The organism is Parendozoicomonas haliclonae, assembly GCF_900174585.1.
In the GTDB taxonomy this organism is placed as follows: domain Bacteria; phylum Pseudomonadota; class Gammaproteobacteria; order Pseudomonadales; family Endozoicomonadaceae; genus Sansalvadorimonas; species Sansalvadorimonas haliclonae.
The window spans coordinates 1-26,023 of record NZ_FWPT01000015.1 but is presented as its reverse complement, the minus strand read 5'-3'; the positions used below and the strand labels follow the sequence as shown (position 1 = coordinate 26,023).

General features: G+C 51.5%; 25 protein-coding genes. 13 read left to right on the top strand and 12 right to left on the bottom strand.

Going from position 1 to position 26,023, the window contains the following annotated elements; all coding sequences use genetic code 11:
• Positions 1–16 precede the first annotated feature (16 nt).
• The 3 genes from EHSB41UT_RS22590 to EHSB41UT_RS22580 all read left to right on the top strand — a co-directional run bounded on the left by EHSB41UT_RS22590 (position 17) and on the right by EHSB41UT_RS22580 (position 4,344).
• Positions 17–1,456 (top strand): glutathione synthase, encoded by a 1,440-nt coding sequence (locus EHSB41UT_RS22590; protein WP_087113176.1) that lies wholly within the window; start codon positions 17–19, stop codon positions 1,454–1,456.
• A 137-nt stretch (positions 1,457–1,593) separates the two neighbouring features.
• Positions 1,594–2,994, top strand: a complete 1,401-nt coding sequence (locus tag EHSB41UT_RS22585; protein WP_087113132.1) for a cation:dicarboxylate symporter family transporter — start codon at positions 1,594–1,596, stop codon at positions 2,992–2,994.
• A gap of 30 nt (positions 2,995–3,024) precedes the next feature.
• Positions 3,025–4,344 carry a CoA-disulfide reductase gene (locus EHSB41UT_RS22580; protein WP_087113131.1) on the top strand — a complete coding sequence of 440 codons (1,320 nt, stop codon included), beginning with the start codon at positions 3,025–3,027 and terminating at the stop codon, positions 4,342–4,344.
• Here the strand turns inward: EHSB41UT_RS22580 and EHSB41UT_RS22575 are convergent, their stop codons facing one another.
• Together EHSB41UT_RS22575 and EHSB41UT_RS22570 are read right to left on the bottom strand one after the other, a co-directional pair.
• Complete coding sequence (locus tag EHSB41UT_RS22575; protein WP_207626738.1) at positions 4,345–4,923, bottom strand: GNAT family N-acetyltransferase; 579 nt, start codon at positions 4,921–4,923, stop codon at positions 4,345–4,347.
• Complete coding sequence (locus EHSB41UT_RS22570; protein ID WP_087113130.1) at positions 4,923–5,849, bottom strand: M14 family metallopeptidase; 927 nt, start codon at positions 5,847–5,849, stop codon at positions 4,923–4,925. Before EHSB41UT_RS22570 ends, EHSB41UT_RS22575 begins: the two co-directional genes overlap by 1 nt.
• A 344-nt stretch (positions 5,850–6,193) precedes the next feature.
• Between EHSB41UT_RS22570 and EHSB41UT_RS22565 the strand changes: the two genes are divergently transcribed.
• Together EHSB41UT_RS22565 and EHSB41UT_RS22560 are read left to right on the top strand one after the other, a co-directional pair.
• On the top strand, positions 6,194–7,219 hold the full coding sequence (locus EHSB41UT_RS22565; RefSeq protein WP_087113129.1) for a calcium/sodium antiporter: 1,026 nt from the start codon (positions 6,194–6,196) through the stop codon (positions 7,217–7,219).
• Between the two features lie 111 nt (positions 7,220–7,330).
• Positions 7,331–9,586 carry a ubiquitin carboxyl-terminal hydrolase gene (locus tag EHSB41UT_RS22560; RefSeq protein WP_087113128.1) on the top strand — a complete coding sequence of 752 codons (2,256 nt, stop codon included), beginning with the start codon at positions 7,331–7,333 and terminating at the stop codon, positions 9,584–9,586.
• Here EHSB41UT_RS22560 and EHSB41UT_RS22555 read toward each other — a convergent pair.
• Complete coding sequence (locus EHSB41UT_RS22555; protein ID WP_133060635.1) at positions 9,576–11,003, bottom strand: hypothetical protein; 1,428 nt, start codon at positions 11,001–11,003, stop codon at positions 9,576–9,578. The two genes, EHSB41UT_RS22560 and EHSB41UT_RS22555, sit on opposite strands and share 11 nt — an antisense overlap.
• Before the next feature lie 605 nt (positions 11,004–11,608).
• Between EHSB41UT_RS22555 and EHSB41UT_RS22550 the strand changes: the two genes are divergently transcribed.
• The 4 genes from EHSB41UT_RS22550 to EHSB41UT_RS22535 all read left to right on the top strand — a co-directional run bounded on the left by EHSB41UT_RS22550 (position 11,609) and on the right by EHSB41UT_RS22535 (position 16,181).
• The gene (locus EHSB41UT_RS22550; protein WP_133060634.1) at positions 11,609–12,517 is read left to right on the top strand and encodes a hypothetical protein; all 909 of its coding nucleotides are present in this window, start codon (positions 11,609–11,611) and stop codon (positions 12,515–12,517) included.
• Positions 12,518–12,572: 55 nt separating this feature from the next.
• Positions 12,573–13,577, top strand: a complete 1,005-nt coding sequence (locus EHSB41UT_RS22545) for a hypothetical protein (RefSeq protein WP_133060633.1) — start codon at positions 12,573–12,575, stop codon at positions 13,575–13,577.
• A 161-nt stretch (positions 13,578–13,738) separates the two neighbouring features.
• Positions 13,739–14,320 carry a TetR/AcrR family transcriptional regulator gene (locus EHSB41UT_RS22540; RefSeq protein ID WP_087113124.1) on the top strand — a complete coding sequence of 194 codons (582 nt, stop codon included), beginning with the start codon at positions 13,739–13,741 and terminating at the stop codon, positions 14,318–14,320.
• Between the two features lie 187 nt (positions 14,321–14,507).
• Positions 14,508–16,181, top strand: coding sequence for an AMP-binding protein (locus EHSB41UT_RS22535; protein ID WP_087113123.1), 1,674 nt, complete (start codon positions 14,508–14,510; stop codon positions 16,179–16,181).
• Between the two features lie 3 nt (positions 16,182–16,184).
• Here EHSB41UT_RS22535 and EHSB41UT_RS22530 read toward each other — a convergent pair whose 3' ends face one another.
• The 4 genes from EHSB41UT_RS22530 to EHSB41UT_RS22515 all read right to left on the bottom strand — a co-directional run bounded on the left by EHSB41UT_RS22530 (position 16,185) and on the right by EHSB41UT_RS22515 (position 18,644).
• Complete coding sequence (locus tag EHSB41UT_RS22530) at positions 16,185–16,673, bottom strand: GNAT family N-acetyltransferase (RefSeq protein ID WP_087113122.1); 489 nt, start codon at positions 16,671–16,673, stop codon at positions 16,185–16,187.
• A 28-nt stretch (positions 16,674–16,701) separates the two neighbouring features.
• Complete coding sequence (locus EHSB41UT_RS22525; RefSeq protein ID WP_087113121.1) at positions 16,702–17,067, bottom strand: hypothetical protein; 366 nt, start codon at positions 17,065–17,067, stop codon at positions 16,702–16,704.
• A gap of 84 nt (positions 17,068–17,151) precedes the next feature.
• The gene (locus EHSB41UT_RS22520; RefSeq protein WP_207626737.1) at positions 17,152–17,691 is read right to left on the bottom strand and encodes a P-loop NTPase family protein; all 540 of its coding nucleotides are present in this window, start codon (positions 17,689–17,691) and stop codon (positions 17,152–17,154) included.
• Between the two features lie 170 nt (positions 17,692–17,861).
• Positions 17,862–18,644 (bottom strand): siderophore-interacting protein, encoded by a 783-nt coding sequence (locus tag EHSB41UT_RS22515; protein WP_087113119.1) that lies wholly within the window; start codon positions 18,642–18,644, stop codon positions 17,862–17,864.
• A 191-nt stretch (positions 18,645–18,835) separates the two neighbouring features.
• On the opposite strand from EHSB41UT_RS22515, the gene EHSB41UT_RS22510 reads away from it, so the two are divergent.
• Positions 18,836–19,810: a choline kinase family protein gene (locus tag EHSB41UT_RS22510; RefSeq protein WP_087113118.1), complete on the top strand. Its 975-nt coding sequence runs from the start codon at positions 18,836–18,838 to the stop codon at positions 19,808–19,810.
• Between the two features lie 9 nt (positions 19,811–19,819).
• Here EHSB41UT_RS22510 and EHSB41UT_RS22505 read toward each other — a convergent pair whose 3' ends face one another.
• Positions 19,820–20,920 carry an SMP-30/gluconolactonase/LRE family protein gene (locus EHSB41UT_RS22505; protein WP_087113117.1) on the bottom strand — a complete coding sequence of 367 codons (1,101 nt, stop codon included), beginning with the start codon at positions 20,918–20,920 and terminating at the stop codon, positions 19,820–19,822.
• Positions 20,921–21,051: 131 nt separating this feature from the next.
• Positions 21,052–21,555 carry a transcription elongation factor GreB gene (gene greB / locus EHSB41UT_RS22500; protein ID WP_087113116.1) on the bottom strand — a complete coding sequence of 168 codons (504 nt, stop codon included), beginning with the start codon at positions 21,553–21,555 and terminating at the stop codon, positions 21,052–21,054.
• 139 nt (positions 21,556–21,694) lie between these two features.
• Here greB and EHSB41UT_RS22495 point away from each other — a divergent pair, with 139 nt between their 5' ends.
• The gene (locus tag EHSB41UT_RS22495) at positions 21,695–22,027 is read left to right on the top strand and encodes a hypothetical protein (RefSeq protein WP_087113115.1); all 333 of its coding nucleotides are present in this window, start codon (positions 21,695–21,697) and stop codon (positions 22,025–22,027) included.
• An 11-nt stretch (positions 22,028–22,038) separates the two neighbouring features.
• Here the strand turns inward: EHSB41UT_RS22495 and EHSB41UT_RS22490 are convergent, their stop codons facing one another.
• Entirely contained in the window at positions 22,039–23,127 is a 1,089-nt protein-coding gene (locus EHSB41UT_RS22490) for a 3-deoxy-7-phosphoheptulonate synthase (RefSeq protein ID WP_207626736.1), read from the bottom strand.
• A 243-nt stretch (positions 23,128–23,370) separates the two neighbouring features.
• On the opposite strand from EHSB41UT_RS22490, the gene EHSB41UT_RS22485 reads away from it, so the two are divergent.
• Entirely contained in the window at positions 23,371–23,859 is a 489-nt protein-coding gene (locus EHSB41UT_RS22485; RefSeq protein WP_087113114.1) for a TIGR00645 family protein, read from the top strand.
• Positions 23,860–23,872: 13 nt separating this feature from the next.
• Here the strand turns inward: EHSB41UT_RS22485 and EHSB41UT_RS22480 are convergent, their stop codons facing one another.
• Positions 23,873–24,679, bottom strand: a complete 807-nt coding sequence (locus EHSB41UT_RS22480; RefSeq protein ID WP_087113113.1) for a sulfite exporter TauE/SafE family protein — start codon at positions 24,677–24,679, stop codon at positions 23,873–23,875.
• Between the two features lie 187 nt (positions 24,680–24,866).
• Here EHSB41UT_RS22480 and cysB point away from each other — a divergent pair, with 187 nt between their 5' ends.
• Positions 24,867–25,844: an HTH-type transcriptional regulator CysB gene (cysB, locus tag EHSB41UT_RS22475; protein ID WP_087113112.1), complete on the top strand. Its 978-nt coding sequence runs from the start codon at positions 24,867–24,869 to the stop codon at positions 25,842–25,844.
• 83 nt (positions 25,845–25,927) lie between these two features.
• Here cysB and EHSB41UT_RS22470 read toward each other — a convergent pair.
• Positions 25,928–26,023: IS3 family transposase (locus tag EHSB41UT_RS22470; protein WP_165767133.1), on the bottom strand; the 96-nt coding region annotated here is incomplete at its 5' end.

Genomic DNA, 26,023 nt, shown 5'->3' with positions numbered 1-26,023 from the left:
TATGGAGTCAAGGACTATGACCACTATTCCCCATGAACATGCTCCGGTGATCCAGGAAGCGATCGAATGGGCCCTGCAGCATGGCTTTGCCCTGAAGACCGGCCCGGGTGTGGCCACCCATTGTGCCTTCAGTCTGGCACCGACTCTGATTGACCGGAAACGGTTTGATGAGTTGAAAAGTGCCGCACCGCTTTTGGGCAAGCTGATTCATGGTGTTTCCGAAGATTATGACTTTCTGCAGCAAGCCATGGCGCCTATCGCCAGTGGTGATGCTTTCTTCGGTCAGCTGGTGGATCTGCACAAGGAGATTCACAGCCAGCCGGTGAAAAGAGTACCACTGCTGTTTATGCGCTCCGACTTTATGGACGACAGTGAGCTGGGGCCAAGGATTATTGAATTTAATGGTATTGCCGCTGGTATGGGACCTTTCGGTCAGCGGGCTCATCAGTTACATCGCTTCCTGCAGGAGAACTTTCCGGCGGTCTTCAATCAGTGGGCACCGTCTGATAGCGTCGCACTGGTGAATAATCCGGCTATTGCCCAGTTGTCGTTTGCCGTCGCCAAAGCCGCATTTCAGGTGCAGCGGGAGTTTAATGACAGTGAAAAACCACTGTTTTTGATGGTGGTGCAGGAGGGTGAGGATAATGTTTACGACCAGCATCTGCTTGAAGAAGGGCTGCGCAATGCCGGCGTAAGAACATTACGCAGAACCTTCCGCCAACTCCATGAGCAGCTCAGTAGTGGAGAAAACGGCCGCCTGTTGTTGCGTGACCATGGTGGTGTGGATGCTATCTATCTGCGGGCCGGCTACCAGTACTGTGATTATCTGGCGAATGACCTGATTGAGCAGGCCTGCTGCGAAACCCTGATCCAGACCCGTGCTTTTATGGAACGTCATCGGGTGGCAATTAATGCAACAGTCGGCCAGCAGCTGGCGACCTGTAAGCGGGTGCAGATGCTATTGACGACCATGCCGGCTGCAGAGTTGACCCGCTTTGGCCTCGCCATCGATGAAGCAGAACTGGTGAAGACCTATCTGGGTGAAATGATCCCGGTGAATGCTGAGTCAGCGGAGTGGTTCCGTTCACAAGACAGTGGTTTATGGGTACTCAAGAATCAGGGTGAGGGCGGTGGTCACTGTGTTTTTGATCAGGATATCCAGCCCCGCCTTGAACAGCTCCAGCCTGAAGAGTACAGCGCCTGGTCGTTGATGCGACGTCTGCGTCCGGCGGCTCGCCCCCGTTCTGCTCTGTTGGTGCGCAAAGGGGATGCCATGGTGGTGGATGACCTGATCAGTGAACTAGGTATCTTTACTGTGCATATAGATGGACAAGCGGCCACCGATGATAACGGCTACGCTGGTTACCTGATCCGCAGTAAACCTTCGACGGTGGCCGAAGGTGGTGTTCATAGTGGTATGGGCGCTGCGGATTCTCTGGCTACACTGCTGCCTTAAACCAAAACGGCATGGGGTGTTTTGCGCGCCATGCCGTCAGTCTTCGATTGTTTAAATTTGCGTCTTTTTCCTTTTCTCAACGTCTTAACTGGCGAAGTGTCAACGGAAGTTGGCTGTCGTCTTAACAGGGGGACGTTATGAGTCTGACCTTTCTGCTTTTAAGTGTTCTGTTCTTTGGCTTTTACTGGCTTCTGGGCCGGTTAAAGGCGCAAAAGAAGAGCTTTAATACCCGTGTACTCAGCGCGCTGGTCGGTGGTCTGGTGTTTGGTGGCCTGATCCAGCTAACACTCGGATTGACGGATACCGGGCTTGGCCAGTTTGCCAGCCTGATTGCCGTATTCGCCAAAGGGTACGTTAAGCTGCTGCAGATGATTGTCATCCCACTGGTGTTCGTGGCGATGATTTCATCGATTATGAATGTCGATGGTGGCGGTGCACTGTCCCGTATAGCACCACGGGTTATCGGGGTGTTGATGGTCACGGTGATGATCTCTGCCGTTGTCGGTATCGCCAGCATTTATATCTTCGGTGTAGATGCACAGGCTTTGGTTCGTACTGTGGGTGTCAACAGTGCTGTGCTGGCCCGGGATGAGACGCTGCTGTCCACGCAGGCCGCGATGGAGAATCAGGGCATTGGTGGACTGGTGTTGTCGATCATTCCGGCCAATATCTTCGATATGCTGACTGGCAGCCAGAGAACCTCAACATTGTCGACGGTGTTGTTCGGGATGTTTTTGGGTTACAGCATACTGCAGGTCAAGCGTCGTAAGCCGGAAAAGGTTGAGCCCCTTATTGCTTTTATTAATGCGGCCCGTGAAGCGGTGCTGTCGATGGTGCGGGAAATTCTCAAGCTGACTCCTTATGGCGTATTTGCCCTGATGACCAGCTTTATGATGACCAATGATCTGTTTGCCCTGGCAGAGATGGGCCGCTTCCTGCTGGCCAGCTATGTTGCGATCGGGGTGATGTTTGTCGTACATCTGGTGTTTGTGGCGATATTCGGTCTGTCACCGGTGTCGTTTGCTCAGAAGATCTGGCCGGTGCTGGTGTTTGGTTTTGGCTCCCGCTCCAGTATGGCGGCGATCCCGCTGAACGTAGAAACCCAGACCCGTCAGCTGGGAGTGGATGAAGAGACAGCCAATATCTCGGCCACCTTCGGTACCAGCATCGGCCAGAACGGTTGTGCCGGTATTTATCCTGCCATGCTGGCCATTATGGCGGCACAGGTAATGGATATCCCGGTTGATGTCAGCTTTGTGGTTCAGTTAATTGTAGTGATTGCCATCGCCTCGTTTGGTATCGCCGGTGTAGGTGGTGGTGCCACCTTTGCAGCCGTGGCCGTACTGACCATTATGGGGCTGGATATTACGGTTGTGGCTATTCTCGTGTCGATTGAAGCCCTGATCGATATGGCCCGTACCGCGCTGAATATCTCTGGCTCTATGCTGGCGGGGGTTCTGACCGGGCGCAGCAACAGAACACTGGATCTGAAGCTGTTTAATACCCGGGTCGATGATACTGCCGCCAGCCAGATTTAACTCTTTGTCTCTATTGATGGATTGAACCCAATGAAAGTGGTTGTGATCGGTGGCAATGCTGCCGGGATGAGTTTTGCCGCCAAGTGCAAGCGCAACTGTCCGGACCATGAGGTGATTGTGATTGAAAGGCGGGATTACATCTCGTTTGGCGGTTGCGGGTTGCCGTATTTTGCCGGCGGTTTGTTTGACGACACCTCACGAATGATTTCCCGTACGCCTGAGCAGGCCATTCAATCAGGTCTGGATATCCGTCTGGAAACCGAAGTAGTAGCATTGGACCGGGCCGGTAAAACCGTGAAAGTACGTGTGCAGGGAGAAGAGGCTGTGATCGACTATGACCGATTGCTGATCTGCACCGGCGCCCGGCCGATTGTGCCTGACTTTGGTGACTATGACCCCACGAATGTCTTTACTCTGACCAGTCTGGAAGATGGTCTGGCCCTGAAGGCCGCCCTGCAGAAACCTGAAATCCAGCGGGTTTGTATTATTGGTGGCGGTTATATCGGCATGGAAATGTTTGATGCCGCTTTTGAGTTGGGCAAGCAGGTTACGGTTATTGAGCGGGAAGAACGCATTCTTAGTCGCCAGTTCAGTGTAGAGCTGATTGAGGTGGTAGAACAGGGAGTACGTGAGGCGGGTGGTGATCTGCGTACATGCTGTACAGTGTCGGGGATTAAGGATCACCAGAATGGTTATGTTATCGAAACCTGTTCCGGTGACATTGAGGCCGATCTGGTGATTCTGTCGCTGGGGTTCCGCCCCAATACTGAATTGTTTGATCTGCCCAAGCTGGCCAATGGTGCGCTGCTGGTTGATAAATTTGGTGCGACAGAAGATGCATCGGTTTATGCCGTCGGGGATTGCGCTATTGTGCATCACCTGTCGTTAGAGCAGCCGGTGTTTCTGCCTCTTGCCACAACGGCGAACAAACAGGCGCGGATGATGGCTGATCATCTGGCGGGCAAGGAAACCGTGCTGGAAGGGTTCCTGGGGTCTTCGTGTTTGAAAGTACTGGATTATGAGCTGGCCTGTACCGGGGTTAATGAACTGCTGGCCAGTGAGCATAACCTTCCGGTGAAGACATCGGTGATTCGGGATAAGAACCAGACTGATTATTATCCCGGTCAGGAAGATATTGCCATTAAACTGGTTTACCAGCCGGACACCAAAGTATTGCTGGGTGGTGAGATTATCAGCAAGAAAGGGGCCATAGGCCGGGTGAATGTGCTGGCTGCCGCCATCACTGCCGGAATGACGACAACCCAGCTGGGTTATCTTGACCTTTGTTACGCCCCGCCGTTTGCCCGTACCTGGGATGCTCTGAATGTGGCTGGTAATGTCGCGCGATAGCTAGCAGCGATTGCTATTCTCAGTCCTGCAGCTTGAACCAGTGTTTGCTGGTTCAAGCTGCAGGCGCATATCTGCACAATCAAACAAACCATCCCCAAGGGCAGGAAATGGCGCGTGCTGTTTTAACCGCCCGTGATCCACAAAGCTGCACTTTTTCAGCACCCGGATGCTGGCCTTATGGCCAATATAAGGCTGAGTGCGTACATCTCGAACGCCTTTACTGTGCAGTAATTTCAGGCCAGCACTGCAAACCTTGGTTGCCAGACCCTTTCCGGAACAGGCTGACGATAAGCCAAAGTGAATCTCTGCATGATCTGTCTGCCATACCAGAACCAGCACACCAACCGGTTCATCGGTGTGTTCGGTGGTTATGCCATATACCAGCAGGGATGGATTCTCTTTCCGGTAGTGCATCCGCCAGCGGCGAATAGCCTGCAACGTCTGATCCGTATCAATATGAACTCGAGTCGAGACATAGCGAGCCGATACCGGGCAGCTGTGATAGTTAGTAAACAGCGGCTCGGCATCGGTTTCTTCGAGTTCTCTGATTTTGAAGCTATCGCCTTCAAAAATGATCATCAGGTCCTGTTCTTGATCAGGTAATCCAGTCCACCCTGAATAGCGGCTATCTGCGCGGCAATACAGATGGCATCCGTGGCGCGTGGGCTATCGGGATAGACTTCCGTGGTCGTTACATAAGGGGCATCGGTGACCGAGGCACACAGACCCAGTGATCCCTTAGGGATATTAATCACCCCATACTGAGCGAGAGGCTCGCCAATCAGCCGGTTATTGTCGTCGGCATCGGCAATATGGGTCACCTGACTGACCGCATCAATAATGGCCTTCTGGAAACCGGGTTCCGGTTTGCTGCTGTCACCCACGCCATAGAAGCCGTCAGGGATATTCCAGCTCTTTTGTTCGATGGCATCCCGGGCCGCCAGCGCCGGACGGAACTCACTGTTATCGGTATCGGTGGTTTCGTGGAGGTCAAAGTGAGCCAGAAAGGTCAAACCGCTTTGATCCAGCCAGGTGGTTAACAGGCCGGATTCTTCCACTGTGACAGTGTCTCCCCGGTTGTTGGCCGTGAACGAACGGTTAGGGTCAAATGTGGCGCTGTTCCAGCGGTTAATGGTTTCATAACCCCAGGGACTCAGACAGGGTGCAATCACAAAATTAAAATGTTCGAGATAAGGCTGAGCTGCCTGCATGGCAAAGCCGATCGCGCCTTGTACGCCACTGGTTTCATATCCGTGAACACCACCGGTAATCAGCACAGTAGGTTTATTCGCGTCGAAGGAACTGTTCCTGATAACAAACAGGGGATAGCGCATGGGATCGATCGATAACGCTCCGTACTTATCCATATGCCAGTACTCGGGCAGCGCGGCCAGCTTATCCAGAACTTCTTCCATATAGCTGCGCTTGATGGACTGCTGTGCCAGCCATTGCTGTTTTTCTGTCTCGCCCCAGGGGGTGCCGGGTGTGCCAATAGGGTACGTCATACAAATCTCGGTCTTGTTGGCATTATTACTTTAGGTACCTGAGTGTACCTGAACGCTGTCGCAAGTGTGATAGCCAACAGGGCTGTCGGTTGCGGTTGATGCTTACGATGATGGTGTGATCCACGGGTAGGGCAGAGCTTGATCGGGCTTTATAATGCCGCCACTTTGAGGGAGTAGCCTGCCTGTGTCGTTAGCAAGACGTTAACCACGGGTGTATACATCAACATGCATTGGCGCATTGTCATATTGGAACAATGGCCATGGTGTATACGATGCTGACAGTGCAGCATTTGGCCAGACTCAGATAATGGATGCCGGTATGAGGGCCTGGCAGCTATTATCTGATGACTCTGCCCTCGGTACTTTTCATGGTTTCTATTCTCTCCTTTATCCTGGCGATTCTTGTTGGCTTCGGCGTTTTGTGCTGGAGTGCCAATCGTCTGGTTGAAGTGGCTTCAACGCTGGCCTTCCGGCTGGGTATGTCGGTCTTGACCATTGGTGTGACTGTGGTCGCCTTTGGCACCTCGGCTCCGGAGCTGGTGGTCTCTTCGGTCGCGGCCTTTAATGGTTCCGGTGGTATCGCCATCGGTAATGTGGTCGGTTCCAATATCGCCAATATCGGTTTGATCCTGTCGATTGGTGGTCTTATCGCACCACTGATGATCAATGCCCGGGTGGTTTATCGCGAGCTGCTGATTTTGTTGGTTTGTACTATCGCTGCCGCCTTTATGCTCGCCGATGGCACGCTGACGCCTATTGATGGCATGATCTTTACAGCCGCCTTCCTGGCCTATGCTGTCTATCTGCTTAAGTCCTCCTCCGGTGGCAGTGATGAGCAGGATGTGCCGGTACTGCCGATCTCCACGGCCCGTGCGGCCATTGAAGCCGTAGCCATGCTGCTGTTGCTGGTTCTCGGTTCCCAGCTTTTGGTGTGGGGCGCAAAAGGTGTGGCTCTGGCCATGGGCGTTAATGAACTGATTGTTGGCCTGACGGTGGTGGCTCTGGGGACCAGCCTGCCAGAGCTGGCAGCTGTGGTGATCAGCGCACGGAAAGGTCTGCACGATATGACCGCCGCAACTGTGATTGGCTCCAATATTTTTAATATTCTGGCCGTGCTTGGTCTATCGGGCCTTCTGGGTGGCCCGATTGCCGTGGACTCGGACTCCCTGCATATCGATATGCTGGTGATGGTCGGCATTACCGTTTTGCTGGTGGCGGTGATCTATTCCAGCAAAACCCTGGTGAGGCAGGCCGGTGGGAAAGGCGGTGTTCAGTCTGTGGCCATCTGGAAGGTGGCTCCCTACAAATGTGCCATGCTGCTGGCAGCATTCTTTGCTTATATCACCTGGCTGGTGATCAGCACGCTCTAAGCCTGATTTTGCAAGGCCTTAGCCTTTGGTCGGGGGCTCCTTACGGGAACCCTTGGCCGGGCAAGGAAGTCTGAATGTGCAGGACTGTTTTCTTTTCAGGGATGGTGTGCAATGGCTTCCTCTATGGTTTCGTACCTGCTTGGCCCCCGGTCGCTGCTCAATGGCAGTGTGTTGTATCGGGTCAAGGATCAGTTGCAGCGCTGGCGGCAATGGAGTGTTGCTTCGGTGCGTGCAACATTGGGGCTAAGTATTGGGCATTCGCCGGCTCCCAGCACTGATATCCTCAATCCGCTCTCTTCGTTGCCAGTCAAGACACGCAAGGTTCAACCGAAGAAACACAAGCCCAGGCTTTCAAATCGTGCCCAAAGGCAGCGTCGTAAGCGTGCTGATCAGCAGCAGATTAATCAGCGTATTGCCTGCGAGAATCGCAACCGCAATCAGCTGTTCCAGCGTCTTTCTGTTCCCCTGAATCCCGCGGACTCAACCACGGAACGATGGGGCAGTTTCCTGGCCAGAAAGTTGTATTACGGTGGTGAGTTTGTCTGCCCGCGGATGCTGCTGGAGTCCAGAGACGAGCTGGATGCCATTCTTGGTCAGCAGCGGGCGGAAGATTTTGTGTATGACTCTGTTCAGATTAATGCACTGAGATTGCTCAAGTTTGCCCGGGAGAACTGTCAGAACGGTGAGCCGCCTTTGGTGAGCGATTTGGCTGAATGTCGCGAGCTGATGGCCGGTGCCCAGGATCAGGATCTGGTCAATCCGGGTCGCCTGCTTAAGGCACTCAAACGCTTTAAAGCTTTTCAGTCCCGACAGAAGCAGCCTGCAGATGACCCCTTGCAGATGGCTTTCCCCAACTGGACATTTGGCTATCTGTTCCGTGACGGCAAGCTGGATCGGGATGATGAAACGCCAGACTCTCTCAGCCAGGCACAGTTAAAACGCTATTACCGGCGCATCGAAGCGACGCATAGGGGTTACCCGCAGGTTTCAACGACAGACGCATTGGCCCGTTCTGGCCTGAAACTGCACGGCAACAGTCTCTATAACTGGGGCAATATGTGTTTTATGAACAGTGCACTGCAGATGCTTGCCCAGACACTGGTCGATGGGAATCTGCTGGCGGAGCTGGAAAACTCCGGGATCGATGAGGGGACAGCCATCGATCTGGTAAATCGTGATATGCCACCGGTACGCTTTGGCAAGAAACCCAAGCTTATGAGTCAGGCTGATTGGGATGAGCATTGCTGCCAGCTGAGTCAGCAACGGATGGACCAGGTGAAAGAGAAGGCCAGAGCAGCTATTGCTCAATTTGAGCGTACAGGGCGGGGGCGTTATGCCAACAGCTTCCGCAGCTATCTGGAAATGAAAGCGTCGTTTGTTGCGTTGTGCCGGGCGCTGAGCCAACCTTCCAGTGACAATGAAGTGCTCTGCGGCCTGCAATTGGATTTCCTCAAGCACTACCAGAACTTCGGCAAGGTGTGTGGCCGTTATATTCCGGAGATGATTCTGGGAACGGAATTATCGCCGGAGCTGATCTGTCAGCAGGACCCTCAGGAGTTTGCCATGGATCTGGCCGATACCCTGGGCCTGAATCTGAATAAACGTTGTGTATTGTTCACGGCTGACCATCATCGAATCGAGCGGGGCGAGCATACTCTCTACAGCCATACAGCTGGTCAGGCCAGCCCACTGCTGATTCAGTCGGTGGAAGCCCGGGTGGATGAAGGACAGGCCATGACTTTACAGAACTGTCTGGATCATTACCAAAGCAAAGAGGTGCTGGGCGACGCAGATCGCATTAACTGGTCGTCTGCACAGCTGGCGACTGCGGGTGTTTATCATCCAGACCTGCCTCTTACTGCCGATGTGCGGGAGGTGCTTCAGGAGACTTATGAGGATACCAAGCAGATGGGTTTTCAGTGTGGGGGAACCAAGGCTCCAGAGAATTTTATTCTGCAGATGAAAGTGTTTGGCGCAGATGATTATGGGCGGCCATTTAAGCTTAATGAGCAGGGCAGGGAGCTGTTAAACAGTATTGAGCAGCCGGTTGAAATTCCCATTTATCTGCCAGACAACAATAATCCTGAAGCCACCCTTACCGGTCGGGATAAGGTGTATCAGCGTTACAAGGTGACCAGCGTTGTCTGCCACCTGGGCAGTTCCGCGAACTCAGGCCATTATCTGACTATCAAGCTCAGGGAAGGGGCCTCCCCGGTTATTTGTGATGATGCTGTCGTATTGCCGCTGGAGGAGTATTGCCGGTATTATGGGATTGAAGGTTGCGAGACGCTGGCGGACTTTTGTGCCTATGAAAAGCTGTCCGGGTATCTGTTTTCTATGAAGGCTGCTGATAAGGCTATGACCTAACGCCACCTGTCTCCATATTTTCCACCGGATCCCTGGAGCCAGAGCTATCCCACTTCCAGGTTACGCGCGCCTGCATACGTTCTGTTTCGTGACGATGGTGACTTATGCATTCACGTCCTTCAACACCTGAAGATGAATCTGTGTTGGTCGTGCTTTTTACTGCAAAAACCAATTGATACCAGACCGAAGGCAAGACAGCTGTTTGTGTGTAAATATTTTCTTTATTTTTGATTGATGGGTGTGGCGTACATTTTTTGAGTTCAGCATTGAAAATCACAGGAGCCGAAGCATCATCCATATTGATATACGCAATGCGCTTTCGAGCAGAGCGCGGTGAAGAAATCTCCAGATTGATTGTCGTTTTACCCACCCCATTGAAATTTTCTAACAGGTAAACAGGCGATGTCGTTGTTAATCCGGCCAGATCGTGCCGAGAGATGACACATTGCGGTAATCCCTCAAGCTGGTAGATCACCGGATCAGCGTTGTGGGAGGGGAACGAGTCAATCTTGACGCGGAATGTAGGCTCTATAAAGAACCCCTTCAATGTTTGCGGTGAAATTTGAAATCGGGCTTTATAGGGAACAGGAAGATAGGCGGAATTCAGGACATCTTTGCGCACCAATTCTTTTCTTACGACCGTCTTGGGATATAACATTTTTGCAGGCAGAGAAGCTTCAGGTTCAACAAACTCTGATTTTGCTGTTTCTGTTCTGGCGATGGCTTGACTTAACAGGCTATCCAGCTCTTTGGCTAACGATTGAAGCTCTCCCGATTCGGCGGAGAGGTTGTCTTTTGAGGCACCCTGTGACAGAGCCGCTTCTTTAACGGGGGCGGAATCTAATTTGGGCATGTATTGCCCTACGGTTTTATCTTCTACCACAAAAACCAACTGGTATCGTGCTGGTTTGAGATTCACCGGTTGTTGTATTGCTGGAACAACCGATTCTACCTGCACCTTGGTAAATGATACTGGGTTGGCCGTATTTTCAATATCCACAACGGCAATACTCATCTCTTCAGGAATCAAGAGACGCCGATCCTTGTCCATAAAGCGGGACGTTAATAAGGGAATCGCTAAAAACTCAGGTTTGTCTTTTAAACCCCGCAACATATAGATAGAAGAGGTGGCCCTGAACGTTGCCAGCTCAGGATTGTTGGCAACACTATCGGGAAGCCCTCTGAGTTCATAAACAGTGACACCATTCAGCACCGAGTGCGGATAATCTGGTGGCAACGTTAACACGCTCCCGAGCATCGGATGTGTTTCAGGATCCACATCATATTCCTGAACAAAGGCATTCCGGTAACGGCCAAATTCCACCAGAGACGCTTCTTGCATCATTTTAAAGAACTCGCCCTGACTGGATGGCCTGGGGTGATCCTGAGGATCGAATGGCCCCCAGGGGATATTCATGCAGTTAGCGCCTCGGGGGCGGTTAAGCAAAACCACCCAGCCCTGGTGCCAGATTTCCTGATCAAGCCGCTCTGTCCAAGGGGTGGTGTTGACGTATTCAGATGTTAAACACCTGCTATTACTGCATCGTGGAGTAGGCGCAATATTTGCGCAGGTTCGACAACGTATATCCACGCCACACGCGCAGGTCGTACTTTCCCACATCAAATCATCACAACGCCTGCAGATCCATCTGTCAGGAAGCTCGATGGAAAACATATCCCCCAATCTGGTAAAGACATGCTTATGTTGCCGGAGGTTGTGAGCCAGCTTGGTTCCATGATTATGCCTGGAACTATGATGGTGTGAGTGACCGCGCTTGATCATAGGAATCACCTGCAAAACATAAGCTTTGGCTGTTCGACTCAGCCAGCAGCCAATGGTTGTGCTCTTTTAACCATCATGTGGACTTTATTCGCGATAAGCCTACTGAATTTAACTGCAGGTAAGGTTTGGTTTGTGCGTAGATAACGCATCACTCTCGCTTGGAGATCAGAAGGGCCGGCGAGTGGCTATAGTTGTCTCGCTTGAACGCACAATAACAAGGTTGAATGGCCAGAATTATTATGGGGAGAAGTCTTTTAGTCTTGCTGCTGGTGGTCGGCATATTGTTTACGTGGGAGGCGTCGGCTGGATCCGGAAAAGGCGATGATCATCAGGGATTTGCCAGTCTTCCAGCTATATCCCAGGCCGCCCGGCAAGAGCTGGAACAGATGGTTGATCTGTTATTGGAAAAGTGGCCGGCCGGCGAATATGTCTATATCGGTCTTGGGCGCAGCCCGGCACTGATTACAGCCAGTATCAAGAACCGAGCCAGTGACGAGGTGGCTGCCAATATTCCCCTGAGCCAGTTCAAGTGCTTTACCTTTGTGAATCTGGATGCCGTCCGACCTGTTTACCATTTACAGGACACCCATAAGAGCTGCCTCTATCGTCACTTTGATGAGTTTCTCGGTCATCTTCCTGCAGATAAACCCTGGCTGTTGCTGGATTTTGTAAGTACCGGCGCCACGTTGTTTTCAGCAGAATATTTTTTAAAGCACTATCGCAATTTACGAGGCCACACCGGATCAATGGTTACTGTAGGTATTGGCGGAGCCTTCTTTGATACCAAAAGCCTCACCCGGCGGGGGATTCACTGTTTAATGCCTGCCTTGCCTCCTAATCTGTTTGCCGCGTTGGAGGGCTCTGATGAAGGTAAGTTTCTGATGACAGGTTCCTTTTCTGCTGCCTTGCATGATGAAGTGTTCAAGGATTATGCGGAGTATGCCTCTTTTCATTATCTGAAAACGCCAGTGTCCCGGTTTGATGAACTGAGGCCTCGGCGAGCTGAGCGCAGAGAGGCTTTTCAGCGGGTGCGCAGTATTCTTCAGCAGCCCAGTGCTCACGAACCATTACCTGCGGAGTTACTGGAAACCTGGCACCATTATCCACCGTCCCCCAAGGTGATATCCCCCCCCCATCCTGACCGCTGATGTGCTCTATGGTTTAAAGGTGTTGCATAGGGAAAATGGCAGACAGGAGGTCAGTATGGGGTTTGGAATCGACAGGAAGTCGTCGCCATCGCCGTCGAATATGACGAAGTTGCTTAACGAAGCCAGAAGAGAGGCGGGGCAGACCCGGAGCGGGGAAAAGGTCGAAGTCACCGAGGGGAAGAAAGATTCCTGGTTTATGAACCTGAAGCTGGTTCGTCTGGTGCGTCAGCTATGGAACTACATTGTGACCCCGAAGCAGGATGTGAAGCCGTTTATCTCTGCTCAGGATATGAAAGATGTGGGACCGGTTTACCAGATGCCCCTCGAAGAAGTGAAAGCACTGAAAACATCCGAACAGCGCACAGCGTATGAAGCAAAACATCAGGGGGTAGAGAACTCCCCATTCAGCTATAACCCGGAGATTCATGACGGGGCCGTGATGATTATCGGAGCGCCGGGCTCTGGGAAATCCGCATTAATCAATGGTTTGATTGAAAAGGAATCGGGACAAACGATAAAGAAGAAAAAAAAGAAAAAGAATGCCGCCAATGAAGTTAACTTTAAAGCCTCAACAGCTGCTTCCCGACCCGATGGCCACAAGATCGGTGACCACCGTGTATTTGAGCTGAAGCCGTCTCAGGAAATTGGAGGTGTATGGCAGCCCACAGCAGAAGCTTGTGATACCCCTAAAAAACTGAACCATGCCAGTGCCTGCATCTATTGCCATAAAGCGACAGAAACGCGCTTTATCGCCAATAGTGCCTCGCATACCTATTTCCTGATGCCATTCCGGCATCTGCCCAAAGATGATGCTGGTCTTCCTGATACCTCCCTAATGAGGATTCTGCTGTCCTGGGGGAAGGAGAAAACTGACGAGCTGGTTGGCAGGCATAATGGTGATATGCAAAAGGCGAATGTCGAAGCCAGACAGATGTGGTTGACAATTTTTAATGACACGTTGAAGGCAGAATTTGGCCCGGATATTCGCCCGTTAACCCTGGAGCAGCTCACAGCCCCTATGTGTAAGGCTGAGGATATGGCGAAATATATGGATCTGTAAGGGGTGTTGTTTGTTGTGGTTACCTGGCACGTGGGTAACCACAGTTTTATTACTCATCAAATTAATAATTCTCACCTTTCCCGCCAGAAATATTTGTCGTTTGATTCGATATTCAATAGCATTCCCTTTTATTTATTCTCATAGCGATAGATCCCGCAGGTATGGGCAGACCCAGTAAAAAGGAAGAACGGACCGAACAGGTTCTGCAGGCATTCCAGCGTTGTGTTGCCCGCTATGGCCTCGATGGCAGTACCCTTGAGCGTTTGGCCGAAGAATCCGGTCTGCAGCGCAGTCTGGTACGGCACTTTGTCGGCAACCGGGATGATCTGGTGCGATTGCTGGCCGAGCGGGTGGTCAGCCGTTCTGATGCCCAGTGGCAGGAACTGCTGCAGATGCTTCCAAAGCAGCAGGCCGTGCCGGTGTTAATCAGCTTTCTGTTTGATTATGACGCCAGTGATCCGGAGCTGATTCAGGTGGTGAGCTCCCTGTGCTTTGCGTCCGGGCAGGATGCCTACCTGCAGGAAAAGATGCAGGCCTGGACCAACAGGTTTATTGGCGATCTGGCCACTATCCTGAAAGGGGATTATCCCAAGGCCAGCAAGAAACAGCGGGACGCTGTCGCCTTTGGTCTGGCTTCACTCTATCTGAATCTGGACAGTCTGGTGTCATTGGCTCTGGTCAGCCAGTACCGGGCTTCTGCGAAGCTGGCGGCGGAGAGTCTGGTTGCCAGCTTGAAAGCATAAATTTTCTCTCTTCCGGGCCGGGCTCTCTTCCGGCCTATTGACCCATCTGTCATTTCGGACACTTCACCACGGTCAAAGAATCTGCGAGACTGAGGCCATAACTCCGGTGCCAGAGCTGTTTTTGCAGTGAATGTTGCAACCGAAACAATAAGAAAAGCCCAACAATAACAATAAGAGTGGATGACCTATGGATTATCTCCTGCCCCTTGCCCAGTTTTCCCGCAATGTGGCCAGCCACCCTGATAAAATCTGGTTGCAGCAACCGATCGACCGACACTGGCACTCAACCACCTGGGCGGAAGCCGATCAACAGGCCCGTACAATCGCGGCCGGCTTGCTGGCGAAAGGCTTTGTAGCCGGTGATCGCATCGCCATTCTGGCGAAAAACAGTGCTGAGTGGTTTATTACTGATATGGCCATCATGATGGCCGGTATGATCAGTGTTCCCATCTATTCCACGGCTAATGTCGATACCATCCGCCATGTGATGAGTCACAGTGAAGCGAAAGCCGTGTTTATCGGCAAGCTGGACAGCACCCAGGCCGCGGAGCAGGCGTTTGAAGCGGATATCCTGAAAGTCACCTTTCCTTATTTAACAATGGCAGGTGCTGAGCACTATCAGGATTGGCTCACTCAGTATTCCCCGGTCGAGACCGTTCATACACCAGAACCAGAAGATATGATGACGCTGGTCTACACCTCCGGCAGTACCGGACTTCCGAAAGGTGTGGTGATCAGTTATGACAATATGGCTTCGTCCAGCAGCAACTGCGCCTCACGGCTCGATGCCAGCTCCGGCAGCCGGTGCATGTCATACCTGCCACTGGCACATATTACCGAGCGTAGTGTGGTGGAGATGGTCAGCATCTATGAGCCGCAGGAAGTGTTCTTTGTCGAGTCGCTGAATACCTTTATTGATGATGTTCGCCATGCCCAGCCAACCTTCTTCCTCTCGGTTCCGCGGTTATGGGTGAAGTTCCAGTCCCAGATTCTGGCCAAGATGCCGGATGAGAAGCTCCAGCGTCTGCTCAAAGTCCCGTTCCTGGGTAAATTTATTGCTGCCAAGATTCGGAAACAGCTGGGGCTGGATAAAGCCAAGCTGTTTGCCTCCGGCTCTGCGCCGATCTCTCCGGGTGTTCTGCTGTGGTTTCAGCGTTTGGGAATCCCCATTTCTGAAGGCTGGGGAATGAGCGAAACTTGCGGCCTATCCTGCGGCAACCTGCCATTTATCTCGGATCAGATTGGAACTATCGGGCGCGCCCAGAACGAGTGTGTGGAGATGAAGCTCTCCGATGAGGGTGAGATTCTGATTCGGGGCAAGGCTGTATTTAAGGCTTACTACAAAAAACCGGAAGCGACAGATGACGCCTTTACCGATGGCTGGTTCCATACCGGTGACAGCGGTCATTATGATGGTGAGACTGGAGCCTGGAAGATTATTGGCCGGGTTAAGGAGCAGTTCAAAACCGCCAAAGGCAAGTATGTAGCGCCGGTTCCGATTGAGAGTCTGTTGTCTCGCAATGCTGATATCGAGCAGGTGTGTGTGATGGGCATTGGTCGCAAGCAGCCGCTGGCGGTTGTGGTTATGAATGAGCAGGTGCGAGGCCAGTCAGAAGCCATGCGCCATAAGCTGGAACAGACACTGGCGGAAGTGAACAGTGAGCTCGAAGGACATCAGCGTCTGGATCATATTATTGTGTCTGAAGAAGTTTGGGGGATTGATAACGATATGCTGACCCCAACCCTGAAGATAAAGCGCAATAAGCTGGAAGAGCGCTACGGTGGTTTCCTCCAGCGCAGCTTCAAGCAGCCGGTGGTCTGGGAGAATGAAGTGGAGAGTGATGTGGCGGTAGCGGTTTAATCGTTAGGCCACAGTCGCTTGGATGAGGGCCGGCAGATCTATCTCCAGTAGCCGGTCTTCATCGTCTTTCAAACCAACCTCATAAAAACCAAGACTCTGATAAAACCGGGCTGCCTTCTCAGAATCGGGGTGGTGGGCCACTTGCAGAGAACAATAACCCCGACCTTCCAGCTGTTTTGCTATTAACTGAATCGCCTGTTTTCCTACCCCTTTATGCTGGTGTTCTGGCTGAATCACGATATGGTGCAGCTCAGCAAGGTTTTGACCCTGTGGCTGAGTCAGATACTGGTCCTTGTAACTTTGGCCAAAAGCGACAAACCCAACAATCTCCTTCCCAGTGGAAATAAAAGCACACTCGATATCGTTATTCGTAAGGGTATGACCGAGCCAGTGGGTGTTGAAGTGCAGATAATAGAGCTCAGGCTCGGCTGCGCGGATAGTCAAAGCGTGATGGGCATTCTCCCGGGTGACTGGGAGTAGCTGAATAGTCATGTGTTCTACTTCTTTTGTTTTTATGTGATCAAGGGCTTTGCTGCCCCAGAATCAGTATCGGGTACCAGACGGCCGTTGCATAAATCACGGAGCCGGTCATTAAAACGCAGGCCACACTCATCACCAAATGGAAACCATAGATATGCCCCTGGGCGATAGGATGCTGCTGGATAATCAGGCAAAGTGTCTTGAAGATTTCTTTGGCTTGATGGAGTTTGAGAATAAAACGATTTTTATAGTCATTGAACAGTAAGACAAAGAAACTGACGGCGACTTCCGCACCCAGTACATCAGCAACAATAATGATTTCGATAAAGAACGGTGCAATCATCAGGATGATGCACCAGGCAATAATGGCTCTGTGGTGTTTCTTTAAAAATGCCTGCCAATCCATGGGTATTCTTTCTCTTCTTATTCCATTCCTGATTCAGACCCTAACAAATCAAACGTCGACTGTCTTTGGCCCCGCAGACTTGATTCATCCCTGCTGAATGCTGACGAGTTGCGTAATCAACGCTTCAGCTTCCTTGTGTGAGTTCAATCGAATAAACCGAATATGACGATACTTTGGATCAGCCATTAGCCGACAGTATTTATCCCGGTTCGATTGGTAGTGGCGAATTGTCCACCAGACAATGGACTGTTTGCTAATAAGTTTGCCCCAGGATTCACGGTTGCCTGTTCCCGGCCAAAGCTCAATCTGGGAAATCACCCGGCGTAGTGCCCGGCTGATCGCCTGAAACAGGGTTTGACAAAAAGGCAGATCAACCCAGATCACCAAATCTACCTCAGACCATTTGATAGAATTCGTACGGCTGAAGTTGCCATCCAGTACCCAGCTGTCCTGCTTGAGTGCCTGCTCCAGTTTTGGGAAAAACTCCTCATTGGTCGGCTCTTGCCAGTTCGGCTTCCAGAACAAACGATCCATTTCCAGATAAGGGGCATTCAGGGCATCAGCAAGCTTTCGGGCAAGGGTAGATTTACCACTGCCGCTGACACCAACAACATTAATCTTCATGGTTTTTATTATTGGTTGTATTTTTAGGGGGCGGGGAGATTAACAAAGATTATGTGGGGAATAAAGGCAAGCCAAATCTTTACAGGTTGGGTTTATAGAAAGCTCTCCAAAGGTGTTCGGTGCTGTAAATCAGCCGGCTTTTACCGGCTGATAGTTATACGAGATAGCAATCAAGCCTCTTCGGTTTCAGCATCCAGACGCTTAACGTTCTTGTGCTCTTCTTCAGAGCTGCCTTGTTTCCAATAGCTACTGATATAGAGCTTTTCCCGTGGCAGCTGCTTATCAGTTTTCAGGAACTGACGAATCTGACGCATGGCGGAAAACTCGCAGGCGCACCATGCCGCTACGTCAGCCTCTGGCCAGCTTTGCGCAAGGGCGGCATCCAGTAAAGCCTGCTGGCTGGTAACCCAGATAATATCTATGCCAGCTGGAGCCTGAAGATTTTGCTGGTCGGCCAAGTCTGGCACTTCAATAATGGCTACGCCTTTCGCGTCCTGAGGCAGTTGTTCCAGATTGCAGCTGATCGCGGGCAGGGCGGTGATATCCCCAGCCAGGAAGAACCATTCCGCTTCCGGGTGAATCAATTTGACTGGGCCCGGTCCGGCAATACATATGGTATCACCAGCCTCACAACTGCTGGCCCAGCGAGAGGCCGGGCCGGAGTGGCCATCCTTGCCGTGCAGGGCAAAGTCCACGGTTATGGTCAGCTTATTCGCATCAAAAGTTCTGATGGTATAGGTACGCATAACCGGGCGCTGGCCATTTAATGCTGCAAGGCTGGCTTCATCGGCGACAGGGCGTCCATCCGGAAGAAACAGAAGCTTGATATAGCCGCTCTCGCAGGGCTGTGGGAATTCAGCGAGTGATGTGCCGGACAGGACAATCCTTTGCATGTTGGGAGTGAGTAGGGTGGTGCTTTCAACGGTCAGCTTTAAGAATGATTTTTTCGCCATGGTACAACGTCGATCAACAGGAATTGATTAGATGATAATGATTCTCAAATGAAAATGGTATTGTTTGTCCATCAGTAACTTCCGTTATGGTTGTAATGTTTCTGAAGTCAGCACCGCTGACTGTCCGGTTAGGCTGCGTGCCATCGCTTTGGTGTCAAAGGCTCTTGTGATCCTTGCAAGAGCTAATACCTATGGATGTCTGGCCACAGAAACTCTTTTCAACGCTTGAGTCAGCGTTTGAATATTGCCCTTTAACACCAAAGGAAGCGGACGAATTTGTTCGACTAGTGCCGGAAGCCTCGGTTGTAAATGAAGTAGCCAGAGGCATGGGTATCCGTGAGCGGGATATCGACTGGCTTTACCCTTTAAGTGGAGGGATGACCAATAATAATTATCTGTTTCGGGTTGTGGGTAGTGCGCAGTCCGCGGGTATGTATGTGGTACGTATTCCGGGGGCCGGTACCAGTGAATTGATTGATCGGGGGCGCGAGCAACAATGCCTGCAGGCTATTGCTGAAGCTGATCTTGATACACGCACCTGTTATCTAAACCCAGGCCGAGGTATTAAGGTCACTCAGTTTATTACCGGGAAAACCTATCAGCCGGATGATGTGTACGGTCAACGAAGCCTGATCATTGGCTTGCTGAAAAAATTGCATCAACTGCCATGCCGTCAGGTTCCACACTACAGTTTTGATGATGAGTTGAGCCACTACACGCAACTGGCTGTCGATGCTAATGCTGAGCTGCCAGAGAATTGGAGGCAATGTGTAGAACAGCTCCAGCAATGGCAAAGCCGTTTACAGCCACAGGTGACATGCCTCTGTCATAATGATCTGGTGCCTGCGAACTTTATTGAAGGGCAAGACCGACTCTATCTGATTGACTGGGAATACGCCGGTAAAAATGATCCACTCTTTGATATCGCCTCCTGTGTGAATGAAGCAGAACTACCAAACGAGCAAGGGTTACAGCTGTTGCAGGATTATCTGGGGCATCCCCCGACATTGGCAGAAATCGAAAGGTTTCATTTCTGGATGACAGCTCAGCATCTGCTTTGGTCAATTTGGGCATTTTATAAAGTTCAGGCTGGTGACAGCACACTCAAAGGGTATGCTGTCGACCGATACCGTAAAGCTGAGGCAGGGCTTAAAGCTTGCAATTAAGTGCCGTTGTTATTGTTGAATACTGTCTGATAACGCAGCTTCGAGAGGCAAGCGCGCTGCACGGTTTTCCATCAGGCTGCTGATATAGAGATAACCATCATCGGCTTCCAGTGCTCCTGTCGTAAAAGCAAACTGTCCAGACGGGTCCTGCAGGGAGTGCTGCACACTTCCATTCTCGTCTATCGCAACGACATGGCTATAACGTTTGGCGCCGGGCTGAACAAACGACGGCAGGCGTTGCACGACAGTCCTTAGCCAAGGTTTATCAGCCAGCCAATCCGCAACATCCACCCGAGGTGAAACTAGTCCGAGCCAGAAACGGCCATTGTGGCCGGTTACGATATTGTCAGGAAAGCCTGGCAGGTTATCGAAAATCACCTCGGAAGAACCAGCTTTACCACCTTTCAACCAGAACTTATGCACTCGGTACTCGCCGGTTTCGTTAACCAGAAAGAAACGGCCCTGAGGATCCATAGCCACGCCATTGGCAAAGCTTAAGCCTTCCATAACGACACTGGTTGTTTTATCTGCCGGGTTATAAACCAGGACTCGACCGGAGCGAGAGTGCTCCATCATATCCATCAGACTGGCTTCATAGGTGCCGCCGTAGTCTTTGGCACCAAAACGTGTTGAGGCGTCGGAAAAGTACATCTTGCCATTCGGTGCGATATCCACATCGTCGGCATAGAGAATAGGTGTGTTGTTTACTGTGTCGGTGAGAACGGTCAGGGTTTTATCTGGAGCCACAGAGAGCAGGCCACGAAAGGCGTCGGCGATGACCAGATTGCCGAGGCTGTCAAAGTCCATCCCCAGTGGGCGGCCTTCCGTATTCACCCAGCGCTGAAACTCTGTGCTGCCTTTATCTTTACGCAGAATCCAGCCGCTTTTCACGGCGGTATAAAGGTTGCCATCCTTATCCTGCACAATATCTTCAGGGCCGTGTTCACCAGCAATCTCCAGTTGTTCCAGGCCATCAAGGGCGGTGTTAGGCGTAAACGCACCTTGATAACCGGGGTTTTGCGGAGCCTCCCAGGCTACCGGCTGCAGTTCAACCGGCCACAGGGAGAGATAGGCGGACACGAGCAGGGCGATAGCTAAAGCGCTTTTCATTTTTCTGTTATCCCCAAATTCTGTTCATAAGTTTGTGGAAAACTTTTCCAGCCCGCACCGCCTCTGGAGTTTTATGAAGTCAATACGAAGATTGCACTTTTCATCCACGAAAGCTGTATTAATAACATGCCCTACGGGGCTGTGTAACTGACCGCGACGATATAGTAGTTGGTTGTCTGGCCTTCCACCGTAAACTCAAATTCAGTGTCCTGCTCTTTACCCAGCAAAATACGGGAGAGTGGAGCATCAATGCTGATCCAGCCTTTGGAAAGATCCAGTTCATCAGGGCCGACCAGCCGCAGATGCTTTTCCTGTCCGTCGTCGTCTTCAAGAGTCACCCAGGCACCGAAATAAATTTTGCGGGGATTGTCGGGTACTTCTGAAACAATCTTTAACTGCTCCAGTCGTTTACGCAGATAGCGGACCCGGCGATCAATCTCTCTGAGTTGTTTCTTGCCATAAATATATTCGGCATTCTCAGAACGATCGCCCAATGCTGCTGCTTCGGAAACAGCCTGAGTAACGGCAGGGCGTTGTACGCGCCAGAGGTCATCATGTTCCTGCTCCAGCTTTTTATACCCCTCTGGAGTGATATAGCGGGAAGAGGGGGGGAGAGGGGCTCGATATCGTGACATTATCGTTTAATGGTATCTTGAGGGTAATGGGATATAGCTATTTCCCGAAACAGGGTTTTCAGGCTGCGTAATAGTATCTCTCAGGAAATTCCTGTAGGCTACGCCGCCTTTCAAATTGTCATAGTTATACTGGTCGATCGTGAAGCGTTACAAGCAAAGTATCCTGTCAGACTACTTTGTCACCCGCCCTGAGCATGGGGTGCGGCATATTGTGGGCGCGAATTATGATATAGAAGATCAAGGCAACCGGGCACTGTGCAGTATTGTGGTGGTGACCGAGGCCGGGTTTGAAGTGCTATCTAACCGATATCTGGCTGGTAAGCCGGGGAGTGGCAATGAAACCTGTCATATCTGTAAGGCGCTGCTGGATCAGCGTATTTCCAATATGCCCGGTCAGGTAAAGCTCCGGGCGTTTGATAGCGAGCCCCGCCAATTTGAACTGCCTGTTCATCAGCTGGGGCTCGATCTCTAGCTATTTAATGATTAGCTGCGGTCACGCTTAGGCAGTACGTCACGCAGCTTATCCGCCATATCCCGCAGACTGCTCTCAGTTGTTTCCCAGTCGATGCAGGCATCAGTCACAGAGACACCGTATTTCAGCTGGCTGAGATCATCCGGAATGGACTGATTGCCCCAACCCAGATGGCTTTCAATCATCAAGCCGATAATGGACTCATTGCCTTCCAGAATCTGGTTGGCGATATTGTCCATCACCAGTGGCTGCAGAGCTGGGTCCTTATTGGAGTTGGCATGGCTGCAATCAATCATCAGGTTAGGCTTGAGCTTCGCTGCACTCAGCTCTTTTTCGCACAGTGCCACACTGACGGAATCGTAGTTTGGCTTGCCATTACCGCCTCGCAACACCACATGACCGTATGGGTTACCACGGGTATGGGTGACCGCAACCTGACCCTGGTGGTTAATACCCAGGAAGCGGTGTGGGCTGGAAACGGACTGCAAAGCGTTGATCGCAACAGACAAACTGCCGTCAGTACCGTTCTTGAAGCCAACCACAGAAGAGAGACCGCTGGCCATCTCCCGGTGGGTCTGGGATTCTGTGGTGCGGGCACCAATGGCCGACCAGGTCACCAGATCCTGCAGGTACTGTGGAGATATTGGGTCCAGGGCTTCCGTGGAAGTTGGCAGGCCACGTTCGGCAATATCCAGCAGCAGCTGACGAGCGGTGCGCATGCCTTTCTCGATATGGAAGGAGTCGTTCATATCGGGATCGTTGATCAGCCCTTTCCAGCCGGTGGTGGTACGGGGTTTCTCAAAATAGACGCGCATGACCAGGTAGAGCGTATCCGAGAGTTCATCCGCCAGTGCCTTGAGCTTATCCGCATACTCATGGGCGGCCTTGAGGTCGTGAATGGAACACGGCCCGACAACCACAAACACCCGGTGATCCTTGCCATCAAGGATATTACGAATCACTTCACGGCTGTCTTCGATCACGCTGCGGGCGTTGTCGGAAAGGGGGATGCTGGCTTTCAGTTCGGCGGGGGTTGCCAGAACCGTCTGGGCTTCAATATTAAGGTCTTCAACCTTATGACTGCTTATCTCACTGCTCATGCTGACCGCTCATTATAATGCTGTTTTACGGATACTACCTGGTACTGTTAACTAACAGCGTCCGGCCACTCTAATAAAATTTGTACTCTTCTACAAATACAAAACGGCGAGAACTCTGTCTGGAATCATTGTGCATGGGGTTCATGAAACTTTTATAACGCTGCTCACTTTCTCTTTTTCCAATGTTTGCCAGAAACCGGCATACACTTCTTCGGTTGAAAATAACCGTTGTGGAGTAGGGTGATGGAACGGTTACTGGAGCGCCTGATCTTTTCAAGCCGCTGGTTGATGGCTCCCATCTATCTGGGGCTGAGCCTGATTTTGGTGTTACTGGGTATCAAGTTCTTCCAGCGCATATACGACATGAGTTTCCAGATTCTTGAGCTGGAGAGTATGTCGCTGGTGGTAAAAATCCTTTCCCTGTTGGATATCACCCTGGTGGGCGGGCTTATTGTGATGGTGATGCTGGCCGGTTATGAGAACTTTGTCTCCCGGCTGGATCTGGATGATGACGAGGCCAAGCCCAGCTGGCTGGGCAAAATGGATTCCAGCTCACTGAAAAACAAGGTGGCTGCTTCCATTGTCGCCATATCGTCCATTCATCTGCTGAAGGTGTTTATTGATGTGGAGAAGATACCGGATGACAAATTGCTCTGGTATCTGCTGATCCATGTGACCTTTGTTGTTACAGCCTTTGTGATGGGTTACCTGGATAAGGTAACCCGCCACTAGCTGAGAGGAGAACTCAAATCATACTGAGCATAGAGAGGGAGTAGCGAACACCCATCGCCAACAGAATCACCGCCAGAATCCTCTGCAAAAGCAGTTCAGGCAGCTTGCGGCCCAGATGAGCTCCCATCTGTGTTGCCGGCAATGAACCGATCAGCAGGCAGAGCAGCAGAGTGAAATCCACATTGCCCAGCAGAAGGTGGCCTATCCCTGCAACCAGTGTCAGAGGCACGGCATGGGCCAGATCCGTTCCCACCACGCGCACTGAGGCGAGGGTTGGGTAGAGAATCATCAGAATGGCCGTACCAAAGGCTCCTGCTCCCACCGAAGACAGGGTCACCAGCATGCCCAGGAAGAAACCCATGGTGATCGTGGTGGGTTTGGAGTGTTCCTGCAGCCAGTGGATTATCCCGTCATGCTCGCCGGCCGCCAGAATCTTCTGTCTAAACAGCAGTACCAAGGCTGTAAGAATCAGCATAAAGCCAAGGCTGCTGGTCAGAATCCGGGCATAGGCATCACTGTCGGTGAAATAATTATTTAACAGCCAGATGGTGATCAGCGAGGCAGGAATGCTGCCCAGAGCCAGCCGGCCAACAATGTTCCAGTTGATTGTGTGCTGTCGGTGGTGCGCAACAATACCACCGGTTTTGGTGATCGAGGCGTACATCAGGTCGGTACCAATCGCGACCGGGGCCGGAAAACCAAACAGCAGAAGCAGAGGCGTCATAAGTGACCCTCCACCGATTCCGGTGAGTCCGACTGCGAAGCCTACGCCTGCACCGGCAGCAACGTATAGCAGGCTTTCTAAAATCCAGGCATCCATACTGATAATTATTGGCTATGGTTATAAGGGTTTTGCCACTTGGTAAGATTCACGATAAACCCTCCTTCTTTTCAGGTTGCTGGCAAATGTATCGACCGCCATCTATTCTTAGAAGTAATATTTCTTTATATTTTTATATCTTCTGCGTATATGGCAGCCTTTACGGGCTGGGTGGAGGCCAAACAACATGAAACTTCAACAGCTTCGTTATATTTGGGAAGTTGCCCACCACGATCTTAATGTATCGGCAACGGCTCAGAGTCTTTACACCTCTCAGCCAGGAATCAGTAAACAGATTCGTTTGCTTGAGGATGAACTGGGCGTTGAGGTCTTTGCCCGTAGCGGTAAACACCTGACCCGCATCACGCCCGCCGGCGAAAAAATTATTGAGACGGCAGGGGAGATCCTGCGTAAGGTCGATTCCATCAAGCAGGTTGCCCAGGAATTCAGTAACGAGAAAAAGGGCACCCTGGCGATTGCCACCACCCATACCCAGGCACGTTATGCCCTGCCGGGCATCATTCAGGAATTTATTACCAAGTTCCCGGATGTGGCGCTGAATATGCACCAGGGCACGCCGGGCCAGATTGCCGAAATGGCAGCCGATGGCTCTGTGGACTTTGCCATTGCCACCGAGGCGATGGAGCTGTTCAGTGATCTGATAATGATGCCTTGCTACAAGTGGAACCGCTGTGTGCTGGTGCCACGGAATCATCCTCTGGCCCAGAAACAGTCAGAACTGACTTTGCAGGATGTTGGCCAGTATCCGATTGTGACCTACGTGTTTGGCTTTACCGGCCGTTCCAAGCTGGATGATGCGTTTATCAAAGAGGGGATTGCACCGAAGGTGGTGTTTACCGCTGCGGATGCCGACGTTATCAAAACCTATGTGCGCCTGGGGCTGGGTATCGGTATTGTGGCCCGGATGGCCTATGACCCGGATCAGGATCGCGATCTGGTTGCGATCAATGCCAACCATCTGTTTGAGCCCAGCATCACCCATATTGGCTTCCGCCGTGGCACCTTCCTGCGAGGCTATATGTATGAGTTTATTGAGCGCTTTGCCCCGCACCTGACCAAGGAGCTGGTGGATGAGGCAGTATCACGCCACAACAAGGCGGATATTGATGAAGTGTTCGAGCATGTCGAGCTGCCTTATCGTTAACGGCTGCTTGCTCGTTCAAAAACAGCTCCAGTAAAAAAAACCGCGCTCAATTTGAAGTGACCCCATAAAGTTGGACACTTTGGTTAAGCGGCTTGCAAGGCCTGACTTCGGCACTCCGCCGGCGTCAGGCCTTTTAGTTTCACCTTGATACGTCGCGTATTGTAATACGTGATGTATTC